Consider the following 12254-nt stretch of genomic DNA (forward strand, 5'->3'; position numbering starts at 1 on the left):
CGCGGAACGTTGGCTCGCATTACGGCACCTGCGAAAATAAATTTTAGCAGATGCTGATATAAAGACCAAGGAGAGACGGCGAAGCACTCTCATTCGGCTGCCTGCAAGATGCGCCGACACGGTCCGACGCTTCCCCCAAGTGTCAGGAGAGCCACTTCAGAAAATATACCTGTGTCAGGAAGTTAAATGGCGCGAGTGACGGGGCTCGAACCCGCGACCTCCGGCGTGACAGGCCGGCACTCTAACCGACTGAGCTACACCCGCGCACTTGACGAGCACGTGTCAGGCGTGTTCGTCGTTGGGGCGGTGGATAAGGGGTTCGCCTGCGGGTGTCAAGCGCGGCATTCAAGCATTACAGCAATCAGGAGAAGGTTTTTTGACAGCGGCGCCGAGGCTGGGGAAATCCGCGCACCGACGGGTGCGCTGTCTGTTCATTTAGCCTTGCGAATACGGCCCTAACTGCTTAAAGGTCCGCGCTCAAGCGGGCGATTAGCTCAGTGGTAGAGCGCTTCGTTTACACCGAAGATGTCGGCGGTTCGAGCCCGTCATCGCCCACCAGCCTGCCGGACAAGCTGAAGCAGAATGCGGCGACGGCCCTTGCTGGGGCCGCCACCTTATTGCGCGCCGGGTTCAGGCACGGCTACTGCCTGACGTAGCAGCGCTTGTGAGCGCCAGGAGCGGGGTCATCGCCAAAGGCGTCGTTGCCGCATCTGACGCCGTTCCTGAAAACATCCTGCGTGTACTGGCCGCGTGCGCCGTATCTGACCATCGCGCGGCCGCTGAAATCGCAGAACTCACCCTCCCTGGCGCAGGCGACCCATTCGCCACGGTAGGGGCGTGAGCCGTAATCGTCGTCCCCGTAGTCGTCGTCATCGCCATAGCCGCCGCCACCGCGCGCCACGAAATAACAGGCCTTTTCGCGGCCGGGGGCGGGGTCGCCAAACAGGCGGTTCGAGCAGGGCACAGCCCGACGGTCGAAAAACCGTGCGGTAGTTCGGCCTCGGGCGCCGTAGATCACTTGGGTGGGGTAGGGCAAGCGGCATATGCCGCCCTCATTCGCGCATCGCCGCAGTTGCTGCGCCGAGGCGGAGGCGGGGAAAAGGGCGGACGCCACGGCGACCAGCCCGGCCAGACATATGAAGGCCAGCATCGTTCGGATCGAGACGTGAAAAGCTTTTGACACGAATTGTCTCCCGGTTTGGTTGCACGCCGGCATCCTACCGCAGGCCGAATAAATGCGCGATGAATGCCTGCTCGGGAGGATGTTCCTATCTCGATGCGTGAGCACACGGCGCGGGGGCCGCCGTCTTGCTCAATATTTGATGATTCGCCGCTCGATCAGGACGACGAGGCAAAACAACGCGATCGACAGCGACGAGGACAGCACGATCGCCGCATAAAGCCGATCGGACTGATAGTTGAAGGTCGCCTGGATGATCAGCGCGCCGAGCCCTTTGTCCGAGCCGATCCACTCGCCGACGATGGCGCCGATCACGGCGGTGGCCGACGCGATCCTCAGCGAAGAGAACAGCATCGGCAGGGCACGGGGCAGACGCAGGCTCCAGAAAATCTCCGAGTGTGTCGCTGACAGCACGCGGAACAGCTCGTGCTCGTTGTCGCTCGCCGAATCGAGGCCGCGGATCATGTTCACCAGCGTCGGGAAGAAGCAGATTACCGCGGCAATCACGATCTTCGGCGTCATGCCGAGTCCGAAGATCAGGATGATGATCGGCGACAGCGCCAGGATCGGAATGGTGTTGAAGAAGAGCACGATCGGGAAATAGGCGGCTTGCAGGACGCGGCTGTGGACGAAGAGCACGGCGAGCAGCACGGCGGCGAAATTGCCGATGACGAAGCCGGCCAGCGCCTCGATCAGCGTCGGCCTCAGATTGTCGATGAGGAGCGCAAAATTCTTTTGGAACACGCCGAAGATCGCTGTCGGCGTCGGCACGATATAGGCCGGCACGCCGAGCAACGGCAAAAGATATTGCCAGGCAAGCAGGATCGAGGCCGCGCCCAGGATGGGAAGCGCGACCGTCATTTGCGGGGAGAGCGGCGCCTGTCTCACGATGCGCGCTCCAGCGCGACGCGCAGGTCGGCCATGGCGGCGACGATCGCCGGATCCTCGCGCTTGCAGCGGTTGCCCTCCTGCTTGAAGGGCCGCATGTCGAGGTCCTTGACCACGCGCCCAGGATTGGCGGCCAGCACGATGACGCGCTCACCAAGATAGGCGGCTTCGGCAATCGAATGGGTGACAAAAAGGATAGTTGTGCCGCTGCGCCGCCAAAGGGACAGCAGTTCGTCGTTCAACCGGTCGCGCGTGATCTCGTCGAGCGCGCCGAAAGGTTCGTCCATCAAAAGCAATTTGGGCTCGCCGATCAAGGCACGCGCGATTGCCACGCGCTGGCGCTGGCCGCCGGAGAGCTGATGCGGCAAGCGCTCACTGAGGCCGCCGAGCCCCATCAATTCCAGCAGTTCCGTGCTGCGATCCTCGATCTTGCGCGTCAGGCTGCCCTGACCGACGCCGAGCGGCAGGCGCACATTGTCGCGCACCGTGCGCCAGGCAAGGAGGGTCGAATCCTGGAACACGAAGCCGACATCGCGGCGCGAGCGCACCGTATGCGGCGTTTCGCCCAGCACGCTGATCGAGCCGCCAAGCGGGTCGAGCAGGTCGGCCACCACTCTGAGCAAGGTCGACTTGCCGCAGCCGGACGGCCCCAGGATCGACAGGAAGGAACCGGCCGCGACGGTGAGGTCGAGGCCGGCGAGCACTTTGACGGCTGTCTTCCGGCCGCCGCCATAGCCGACATCCAGCTGTCGCGCTTCGATCGCGTCCGGCATCACGCGGCGGGCGCGTCGAGCTTGGGCCGGTCGGCGGCCGAGAGTTCGAGTATCTTGGTGGTGTAGACATCGGCGGTCGCCGGGCGGCCGTTCGGATACTGGCCAACCTTGTCGAGCAGCGCCAATTGCTCCTCGATCGAGGCCGGGTCGAACGTACCCCAGCCATCCTTGGCGGTTGCGCCGTCGAAGGAGAGTTTCAGCACCAGATTGACGGTCTTTTCCTCCCAGCCGAGATCCATTTCGGGATAAGCGGCGACCATCTTCTTGACCGCCTCCTGCGGGTTGGCGTGGACCCAGCCCCAGCCTTTGCCGACGGCGCCGATGAACTTCGCCAGCGTCTCAGGATCCTTTTCGATTGCCGCGTCAGTCGCGAAATAGACATCGGCGTAGGAGCTCAGCCCGAGGTCACGCGTCAGGAGGTCGATGCGGTCGTCGCCGACGACGCTGAGCGCCTGCGTGTTGGTAATCCAGCCGCCGATCGCGTCGACATCGCCGCGAACCAGCGGCGCCTTGTCGAAGCCGACATTGACGATGGTCACCTCCGACGGATCGATGCCGTTCTTGGCCAGGATCTCGTCGATGACGAAGCGCGCCGTCGGCTGGATGCCGATCTTCTTGCCCTTGAGATCGGCCACGCCGCGGATCGGTTTTGCGGGCTTGGACGTCAATGCATAAGGACCGGTGCGGAAGCCGCAGGCGATGATCTTGATCGGCACGCCGCTGGCGCGGGCCGAATAGAGCTGCGGCGTTTCCGAGAACTGGCCAAGCTGCGCGGCGCCCGAGATCACCGGCGGCACGGTCGACGCATTCGGACCGCCGGGGCTGAACTCGACCTCGAGCCCGGCGTCCTTGAAGTAGCCATTGGCGACGGCCGCGATATCGCCGATCTGGCCGTTGGACATCAGCCAGTCATACTGGATGACGACCTTGCCGGCGGCCTTGGCGCCGGGCGTCAGCACCAGCTGCATGCCGGCAGATACGGCCGCCACGGCAGCCATGCCGCCTTTCACGAAAGCGCGGCGATTCAATTCGAAGTTCCTGTTCCCACTCATTTTTCGCTCCTGTTGCAGACTTTTCTCGTCTCTTCTCCAGGCGCCGTTCCCTTCGGCTCGGCGTCGTCTACGGCTGTTCGTCGTGGTAGTCGCCAGGGCCGCCGTCGAGCCAGGCGTAAAGCTCCCAAAGCGTGTCGTCCGGGTCCGTGAAATAGGCGCAGCGCGCGTTCCAGACGTAGTTTTCGGGCGGGCCGTAGAAGGGCACGCCCTTGGCGCTAAGTTCGCCATACAGCCGGTCGATATCGGCCGGCGTGTCGAGCTGCACGGCGACGCAGACCTTGTGCGCGTGGCGCGGCGATCTCAGGTTGGACACGCCCGTATGCCGGTTGATGTGGTCGAGCTCCCAAGCGGCGAGCGTCACGCCCTCGCCATGGAAATCGGCAAAGCCTTCGGCGCGGCGGCGCAGGCGGAAGCCGAGCTTTCCAACGTAGAAGTCGACCGTCCTTTCGATGTTTTCGACCAGCAGGCAGACATCGGAGATGCGGGTGACGCTCGTCGGCATGGCTATTTCGCTCCGTTGGCTTTCGAGAGCGGCAGCTTGACGCCGACGCGGTTGGCGGCGCCGACGATGTGCGCCCGCATCGCCGCTTCCGCCGCCGCCGGATCGCCCGCCACCAGAGCCTCATAGATACGCACATGCTCGCCGACATTGATCTCGACGAGATCGTGCAGCGGATTGGTCATGCGCGCGTAGTGGATCGAGTGGCGGATCTGCTCGCAGACGAACGAGATGAAGGTGTGGATGTAGCTGTTGCCGGTGGCGCGCGCGATCTCGCGGTGGAAGAGCAGATCGGCGTCGATGCTGCCTTCTTCCCAACGCTCCTCGCCGCCCATGCGGTCGAGCGCAGCCTTGATCGAATCGAGATGGCCCTGATTGCGTCGCGCCGCGGCAAGGGCTGCCGATTCGGCCTCGAGGATGCAGCGCAGCTCGAACAGCCGCTCCATGTTGTGCGTGTCCTTGAGCGCCTCGCGGTCGATGCGGATCGCCGCCCGCTGCTCGGGGGCCAGCACGAAAGCGCCGATGCCTTGCCGGGCCTCGATCATGCCGTCGGCCCTGAGCTGGGCGATCGCCTCACGCACCACGTTGCGGCTGACGCCGAATTTTTCGGACAGTTCCTGCTCGGTCGGCAGGCGCGCGCCGGGGTTCAACTCGCCGGATTCGATCTCGCGGCTGAGGAAGGCGGCGACCCGGTGCGGCAATGTCTCGACGGTGCCGATGGCGGCCAGTCTCTGCTTCATGGAAAAGTCTCCGTCGCGGGCAACAGACAGCCGGGATTCATCACGCCCTTGGGGTCGAGGGCATTCTTCAGCGCCGCGACCATGCGGCGATGCGTCGGCGATAGTCCGGCCCAGAACTCCTTGCGGCGGCTGCGGCCGATGCCGTGTTCCGCGCTGATCGAGCCGCCGAGGCCGGCGGCGATTTCATAGAGCCCGGCGACGACCTCGGCGCCACGTGCACGAGTCTCGGCCTCGGCAAGGTCGGCCGGCGGCAGCACGTTGAAATGGACGTTGCCGTCGCCGGCGTGGCCGTAGGCGAGGGGAATCCAGCCGGGATGATCGTTTGCGACGAAGCGGCGGGCCTGCTCGATCAGGGCCGGGATGTCGGAAATCTTCACCGACAGGTCGGTGCGCACATGATAGCCGCGCTTGGCCTGGCCTTCGACCAGGCCTTCGCGGATCGCCCAAAATCTCCTGGCCTGCGCGGTGCTCGCGGCGAGAACCGCGTCGGTCACCAGGCCGCTCTCCACCGCATCGCCGAGGAACCCGGCCAGCAGGCCGTTGAGATCGATGGCGGCGCTGGACGACAATTCGATCAGCACCTGGACGCGTGCCGGGACCGGCGCTCTCGTTGTGGGGTCGACCAGCCGGGCAAGCTCGATGCATTCGGCGCCGATAATCTCGAAAGCGGAGATCAGGTCCGAACAGTCGCGGCGTGCCCGGTTGAAGAGCGTGACGGCCGCTTCGAACGAGGCCAGGCCGAGATAGGCGGTCTCCGTCTTGGCCGGCTTCGGAAACAGCTTGACCTCGACACCGGTGATGATGCCCAGCGTGCCTTCCGAGCCGATGAAAAGCTGCTTCAAATCATAGCCGCTGTTGTTCTTGCGCAGGCCGGAGAAGCCGTTCCACAGCTCGCCATCCGCCAGCACCACTTCGAGGCCCAGGATCAGGTCGCGCGCCATGCCGTAGCGCAGCACGTTGACGCCGCCGGCGTTGGTGGCCGCATTGCCGCCGATCTGGCAGCTGCCTTGCGCGCCGAGCGCCAGCGGGAAGAGGCAATCCCGCGCTTCGCAGGCGTCCTTGATCGTCTGCAGCACGCAGCCGGCATCAGCACGCAGCGTGAAATTATCCGCATCGATCTGCCGGATGGCGTTCAGCCGCTCCAGGCTTAAGACAACCAGGCCGCCGCCTTTGCTGTCGATCGCGCCTGACACCAGGCCGGTGTTGCCGCCCTGTGGAACGACGCCGAGTCCGAGCTCATTGCACAGGCGCATCAGCGCCTGCACCTCGGCTACCGAACCAGGTCGCAGCACGGCAAGAGCGTCACCCTGATAGTCGCCCGCCCAGTCGCCTAGATATTTCGCCATTCCAGCCGGCTCGACGGCAATGCCGTTTCGGCCGACGGCACCTTCCATGGCGCTGAGGATTTCCGGCGAGAGGCGATGAACGGTCATGAAGGTTCATGTCTGGATATCGGGTGATACATATCATCCTACAACTTGCTTCGAGTCAATCGCTCCCCGTTCGGCTAGGCCCTGCCCATACATCGTCCTGGCCGATTGTCGCCGGTCAAAACCACCGCAATGGTGGACGACAGGGCTTCGTCCCGACCAGATCGATCCCGATGAGGAGAAAAGATGATTGAGCTGCCTTTTGCCCGCGAAGAGTACCAGCGGCGGCTCGCAAGAACCCGCGCCGAGATGGCAAAGCGCGGCATCGAGCTCTTGATCGTCAACGACGTCGCCAACCAGCACTACATCACCGGTTATGACGGCTGGTCGTTCTACACGCCCCAGGTGGTGCTCGTGCCGATCGAGGACGCCGAGCCGGTCTGGATCGGCCGCGCCATGGATGCGGCCGGCGGGTTGCTGACGGCCTGGATGAAGCCGGAAAACGTGGTCGGATTTCCGGAAGACCATGTTCAGCGCGCCGATCGTCATCCCATGGACTGGATCGCGGCCTGGATTGTCGCCAAGGGATGGGGAAGCCGCAACATCGGCGTCGAGCTCGAAGCTTATTATTTTTCGCCGAAGGCACATGCGCGGCTCGTCGCCGGATTGCCCAATGCGAAATGGCACGACGCCGACCTGCTCGTGAACTGGATCCGCGCGGTGAAATCGGCGCCGGAAATCGCCTATCTGCGCAAGGCCTCGATGCTGGCCGAAGCAGCCGTCGCGCGGGCATTCGAAGTTATCGCGCCGGGCGTGCGCGAATGCGATGCGATCGCCGCCATCCAGGCGGCGCAGATCGCCGGCAGCCAGGATTTCGCTGGCGACATCACGGCGCTGCCGCCGACGATCCTCGGCGGGGAGAACGCTTCCGCGCCGCACATCATGTGGAGCGACAGGCGGTTCGGAAAGGACGAAACGATCGCGCTCGAACTGGCCGGGGTCTGCCGCCGCTACGCCGCCGGGCTCGCCAGGACCATGCAGCTCGGCAAGACGCCGACCCGCGTCGCGGATACGGCAAAGGCAGTGATCGAGGGCATGGATGCGGTGCTCGACACCGCCCGCCCGGGCACGACCGCGGAGGCGGTCGAAGCCGCCTGGCGCAAGGTCATAGAGCGTCACGGGCTGAAGAAGGAGTCGCGCATCGGCTATTCCATCGGCGTCGCCTATCCGCCGGATTGGGGCGAGCATACGATCAGCCTGAGACCGGGCGACAAGACGGTGCTCCAACCCGGCAATGTCGTTCATTCCATCCTGGGCATGTGGATGGATGGCTGGGGTATCGAGATCAGCGAGACCATCTTGGTGACCGATACCGGCAACGAGACGCTGACGAGATTCCCGCGGGATATCCATGTCAAAGCCTGACTGGCCGGCGCGAGCCGCGGCCGATATCGATGCCGGGATTGTCGATCGGATGATCGAGATCGGGCACGGCGCCGGTTGGGATCAGCCGGTCAAAGGTACTGCGCGACCTTCTTGCCAACGGTGAGGAAGCGCAGCGGGTCGACCGCTTCGCCATCGTGGCGCACTTCATAGTGCAGGTGCGGACCCGTCGAGCGGCCGCTGCTGCCGGTCTTGCCGATGACGTCGCCGGCGGCGAGCTTCTGGCCGACACTCACATCGATCTCGCTCAGATGTCCGTAGCGTGTGGCAAAGCCGTTGCCGTGGTCGACCTCGACCATGCGGCCGTAGCCGCCGGCCCAGCCGGCTCTTGTGACGACGCCGGCGGCGGTGACCTTGGCCGGCATGCCGATCGGCGCCCTGAAATCCATTCCCGTATGCAGGGCGGCGCTGCCCAGGATCGGATCGGTGCGCACGCCGAAGGGGCTGGTCACCGTGCGACCCGGGGCGGGATTGGCGAGCGGCAGCTTGCGTGCCTCTTTCTTGACCTGGTCGAGCGCATCGAGCGCCTCGTCCAACTCCTTGACCTTGCTGTCGAAACCCATGGTGGGATCAAGCGGAACCAGCGGGCCGCCGACATCGCTCTTGTTCAGTTCGCCGTCGACCGGCAGGCCGGCCGCTTCCAGTGCCTGCGCTATGGCATCGGCATTCTTGTAGGCGTTGTCGGCAAGCGTGGCGATGCGCGAAAGCTGCTGGCCCTCGATGGCCTTCAACGAAGCATTGATCGAGACGAACAGCTTGTCGGCGCGATCGGCCGCCGTTTCGCCGTCAAGCGGATCGGACCGTGTCGACCAGAGCGAGAAGGGCCTTGTATCGCCGGCGTCCAAGGATGCGACGGAATAGGTCGGCGCCTGCGAAAGGCTGCCGGTGACCTCGGCGTGCTCGTCGGGCTTGGGTGCCGTTGCGCCGGTTGCAGGTGCGTCACCGACCTCGTTCTCGGCGCGCTCGAGGATCGGCCCGAGCCGTCCGTGCCGCTCGCTGAGCTGGGTCTGCCTGGCCAGCAGCTCGCTGACCTTGGTCTCCATCAGCTGCTGATCGAGAAGCTGGCGGCTGGTGATGCGGTCGACCTGGGCACGAAGGGCCGAGATGCGGTCCTCATAGGCCTGCTGCATGCGCGCCTGCCTTGCCGTCGTGGCGCCGATCAGGTCGTCGCGCAGCACCAGATAGGAAGTCGCGAGCAGATAGCCGATGGCGATCGCCGCCAGAGCCGAGCCGATGAAGGCGGCGAGCCAGGGGCGGATGGTGAAATGCCTGATCTCGTCGCCCCGGGCGATGATGACCGTGTGCGGTTCCTTACGCCTGCCGAAGACAGCTGACTGACCGGTTGGTTTCACGGGGACCAAGCTTTCGTTACGGACCAACGACAGGCCTGATTACACATTATTAGGGTTAACAAAGGCTTGCCGTGTCGACCGCGCGGCGCCGGATGCACGCAGTGCGGGCACGAGGTTGCGCGAAAATCTTTAGGACGCGGACGCCATGTCGCGTTGGCGATGAGCACCAAAGTTCTGCCAGGAGCAGCCTGGAGCTCGCAGAGCAAGGCTCGGGTTTCTTAACTGTCTTCGATTGCGTTTAGTTGACGTTTTTAGAGTAAAGGCGTGTTGGTATTTGGGATTCAACGTGGCGGTGGGAATGCTGGGCGATCTGGTTGGCAAGATCCTCGACAAGATTTCGGGCTCCAGTCTGCTGGCGACCGGGCTTTTGCTGCTGACTGCCTTTGTCAGCGCGCTTGTGGCCTATTGGCGCGCGGTCGAGGAGAAGAGCTGGAAGGAGTTTTTCGAGTTCGCCATCCCGCGTGAGGTCATCACCCATCCTTCCGCGAAGGCCGACCTGCTGTTCTGGATCACGAAGAAGGCCCTGATGCCTTTCCTGATGCTGCCCGCCGGAATCGTCTTCGTCACGGTGGTGGGGTACGGGACCAACTGGCTGTTTTCGACACTGTTCCACTTCCAGCCGCCTCTGACCCAGGGGCCGGCAGGGCCGGTGACGGTTCTGATCTTCACCGTCAGCATGCTCCTGGCCTACGACATTTCCTATTACCTCTATCATGTCGCCCAGCATCGCTATCCGCTGCTTTGGGAACTGCACAAGGTGCATCACTCGGCCGAGGTGATGGTCGGGATCACCAAGGACCGGGTCCATCCGCTCGACGAGTTGATGAACCGAGCTTGGGACGGCATCGTCGTGGGGCTCTGCTTCGGCATCTGGTCGCTGATTTCGCTGAACCTTGTCGAACTGACCGTTTTTGGCGTCAACGTCTATGTCATGCGTAACATCCTGATGATGGATTTCGTCAGGCACACGCATTTCAAGATCTCGTTCGGCCCGCTCAACAATTTGATCCTGTGTCCTCACTGGCATCAGTTGCATCACAGCGTCGATCCGCGCCACTACGACAAGAACTTCGGGCTGCTCTTCTCGTTCTGGGACCGGCTCTTCGGAACATTGTGTGTGCCGAGGCCTGACGAGGACTTCAAGTTCGGACTGGTCGATCGCGATGTGCGCGACTATCAGTCGCTCGCAGGCCTTTACCTCATGCCGCTGAGGCGGATGTGGGGACATATCGCCAGGCGCGTCCGGCCCGGAAAGCCACGGTCACGCACCTCGCGAGCCTCGGAGGGGACACGGCCATGAACGCTCCCGTTGTTCTCGCAATCCCGCGGACACGCACCTTCGAAGTCGTGACAACGGCGGCGCGCCTTGCCGAGATCGCACCGGCCTGGAGCGCGCTCTGGCACCGGGCTGGCGGGCTTGTCTTCCAGCACCCGGATTGGATCGCGGCCTGGTGGCGCACCACCCCGCAGCAGGAGCGGCGCGCGCTCAGGATTGGGCTTGCCTGGAAAGGCGACCGGCTCGATGGCGTGATAGCGCTCGCGACCTTCAGGCGTTCCGGCATCCGCGTACTCGAATGGGCGGCGAAGGATCACAGTGACTATGGCGACGCGCTGGTTGCACCTGACAGCGACCCGCGGGCGATCTTCCGCCTCTGGCAGTATGTTTTTGACCAGGGTGGCTTCGACCTGATCTATCTCAACCGACTGCTACCGGATGCCGGTGTTCATGCCCTGCTGGAACCGGCTCATGGCAAGGCGCTTCGGCCCAACCACCGCACTGAACTTAGCTATCGTGTTGCTGGCTCCTGGCAGGGTGGCGCGGAATGGTTCGAGACGTTGTCCAAGAAGGGCCGGCAGAATTATCGTCGCGGCCGCAAGTTCATGGAAGAAAGCGGTGCATTGCGTTTCCGGCTGCTGGATGCGGAGGACCCGCGCGAACCAGTGCTCGAGCGCGTCGCGACGCTGAAGCGCCTCTGGCTCGCTCGCCATGGTCGTGCCTCGGATCTGTTCGACAAGGGCTCGCCGGTTCTCGCCGCGCTTATTTCGGTGCTGGCCGACCTCGGGCTGTTGCGCATCTTCGTGCTGGAGCTTGACGACACGATCGTCGCCGTCTCGATCAATTTCGAGCAGCACGGCACGATGATGGCTTTCGTCACCACCTATGATCCCGAATACGAGCGCGCCTCGCCGGGTATGGTACTGATGATGGACTATATCCAATGGTCGTTCGACCGCGGCCTTGCCACGATTGATTTTCTCTGCGGCGGCGAGGATTTCAAGCGGCGCTTTGCCACGCAATCAGTCACGCTGTCGTCCATGATGGGCGCGCGCGGCTTGCGTGGCCATCTTGCCGCGCTGGCCGATCAGGTGAGCCATCGTTCGAAATCCTGGAGGACGCGGCGGCAGCCGAAGCCTGAGGCATCTGACGAGTAACGACCATAATTGTCGATTGCTTTGGCGGGCTTTGGCGACGCTCAGAGCGCGCGAACGGCTTCCAGCACGGCCTCGGCATGGCCCTTGACGCGAACCTTGCGCCAGATACGGGCGATCCGCCCGTCCTTCCCGATCAGGAAGGTGGCGCGCTCGACACCCATATATTTGCGCCCATACATCGTCTTTTCGACCCACAAACGGTAGGCCTCGATCACTTTGCGCTCCTCGTCAGCGATGAGATCGACCGTGAGATCGTGCTTCGCCTTGAATTTGTCGTGTTTCTTCGCGCTATCAGGCGACAGCCCGATCACCACGGCACCGGCCTTCTCGAACTCCGGCTTCAACTGCGAGAAGCTGATGGCCTCGGCGGTGCAACTTGTGGTGTCGTCTTGCGGATAGAAGTAAAGTACAACTGGCTTGCCCAGGAACGCCGCGAGGCTGAGAGAGCCGCCGCCGTCACGCGGAAGATCGAATTGCGGCGCTGCGTCGCCCACCTCGAGGTCAGCCATATCGATGCCCTTGTT

The 12254-nt window shown here is 63.6% G+C and carries 12 protein-coding genes and 2 tRNA genes; 4 read left to right on the forward strand and 10 right to left on the reverse strand.

The genetic code is table 11. The features are described 5' to 3' along the window. Positions 1–187: 187 nt before the first annotated feature. Positions 188–264 (reverse strand) — tRNA-Asp (locus LB520_RS02820). A 219-nt stretch (positions 265–483) separates the two neighbouring features. Here LB520_RS02820 and LB520_RS02825 point away from each other — a divergent pair. Then, a tRNA-Val gene (locus tag LB520_RS02825) sits at positions 484–558 on the forward strand. Positions 559–640: 82 nt separating this feature from the next. On the opposite strand, the gene LB520_RS02830 is transcribed toward LB520_RS02825, so the two are convergent. The 7 genes from LB520_RS02830 to LB520_RS02860 form a co-directional block, all read right to left on the reverse strand. Then, positions 641–1183 carry a hypothetical protein gene (locus tag LB520_RS02830; RefSeq protein ID WP_095765589.1) on the reverse strand — a complete coding sequence of 181 codons (543 nt, stop codon included), beginning with the start codon at positions 1181–1183 and terminating at the stop codon, positions 641–643. 129 nt (positions 1184–1312) lie between these two features. Next, positions 1313–2068: an ABC transporter permease gene (locus LB520_RS02835; RefSeq protein WP_140840231.1), complete on the reverse strand. Its 756-nt coding sequence runs from the start codon at positions 2066–2068 to the stop codon at positions 1313–1315. Then, the gene (locus LB520_RS02840) at positions 2065–2841 is read right to left on the reverse strand and encodes an ABC transporter ATP-binding protein (RefSeq protein WP_224636344.1); all 777 of its coding nucleotides are present in this window, start codon (positions 2839–2841) and stop codon (positions 2065–2067) included. Before LB520_RS02840 ends, LB520_RS02835 begins: the two co-directional genes overlap by 4 nt. Further along, on the reverse strand, positions 2841–3893 hold the full coding sequence (locus tag LB520_RS02845) for an ABC transporter substrate-binding protein (RefSeq protein ID WP_176476906.1): 1053 nt from the start codon (positions 3891–3893) through the stop codon (positions 2841–2843). The genes LB520_RS02840 and LB520_RS02845 overlap by 1 nt, the downstream gene beginning before the upstream one ends. A gap of 67 nt (positions 3894–3960) precedes the next feature. After that, positions 3961–4395, reverse strand: coding sequence for a VOC family protein (locus LB520_RS02850; protein ID WP_224636345.1), 435 nt, complete (start codon positions 4393–4395; stop codon positions 3961–3963). Positions 4396–4397: 2 nt separating this feature from the next. Beyond that, the gene (locus LB520_RS02855) at positions 4398–5132 is read right to left on the reverse strand and encodes a FadR/GntR family transcriptional regulator (protein WP_140840225.1); all 735 of its coding nucleotides are present in this window, start codon (positions 5130–5132) and stop codon (positions 4398–4400) included. Then, positions 5129–6565 carry an FAD-binding oxidoreductase gene (locus LB520_RS02860; protein ID WP_224636346.1) on the reverse strand — a complete coding sequence of 479 codons (1437 nt, stop codon included), beginning with the start codon at positions 6563–6565 and terminating at the stop codon, positions 5129–5131. Before LB520_RS02860 ends, LB520_RS02855 begins: the two co-directional genes overlap by 4 nt. Before the next feature lie 183 nt (positions 6566–6748). Between LB520_RS02860 and LB520_RS02865 the strand changes: the two genes are divergently transcribed. Then, positions 6749–7927, forward strand: a complete 1179-nt coding sequence (locus LB520_RS02865; protein ID WP_224636347.1) for a M24 family metallopeptidase — start codon at positions 6749–6751, stop codon at positions 7925–7927. Between the two features lie 89 nt (positions 7928–8016). Here LB520_RS02865 and LB520_RS02870 read toward each other — a convergent pair whose 3' ends face one another. Further along, positions 8017–9297, reverse strand: coding sequence for a M23 family metallopeptidase (locus LB520_RS02870; protein WP_224636349.1), 1281 nt, complete (start codon positions 9295–9297; stop codon positions 8017–8019). A 298-nt stretch (positions 9298–9595) separates the two neighbouring features. On the opposite strand from LB520_RS02870, the gene LB520_RS02875 reads away from it, so the two are divergent. Together LB520_RS02875 and LB520_RS02880 are read left to right on the forward strand one after the other, a co-directional pair. Continuing rightward, positions 9596–10597, forward strand: a complete 1002-nt coding sequence (locus LB520_RS02875; protein WP_224636351.1) for a sterol desaturase family protein — start codon at positions 9596–9598, stop codon at positions 10595–10597. Then, positions 10594–11730: a GNAT family N-acetyltransferase gene (locus tag LB520_RS02880; RefSeq protein ID WP_224636353.1), complete on the forward strand. Its 1137-nt coding sequence runs from the start codon at positions 10594–10596 to the stop codon at positions 11728–11730. The genes LB520_RS02875 and LB520_RS02880 overlap by 4 nt, the downstream gene beginning before the upstream one ends. A 41-nt stretch (positions 11731–11771) precedes the next feature. On the opposite strand, the gene LB520_RS02885 is transcribed toward LB520_RS02880, so the two are convergent. Next, the gene (locus LB520_RS02885; RefSeq protein ID WP_140840217.1) at positions 11772–12239 is read right to left on the reverse strand and encodes a peroxiredoxin; all 468 of its coding nucleotides are present in this window, start codon (positions 12237–12239) and stop codon (positions 11772–11774) included. Between the last annotated feature and the right edge of the window lie 15 nt (positions 12240–12254).

It is taken from the genome of Mesorhizobium sp. CA12 (assembly GCF_020165255.1).
In the GTDB taxonomy this organism is placed as follows: domain Bacteria; phylum Pseudomonadota; class Alphaproteobacteria; order Rhizobiales; family Rhizobiaceae; genus Mesorhizobium.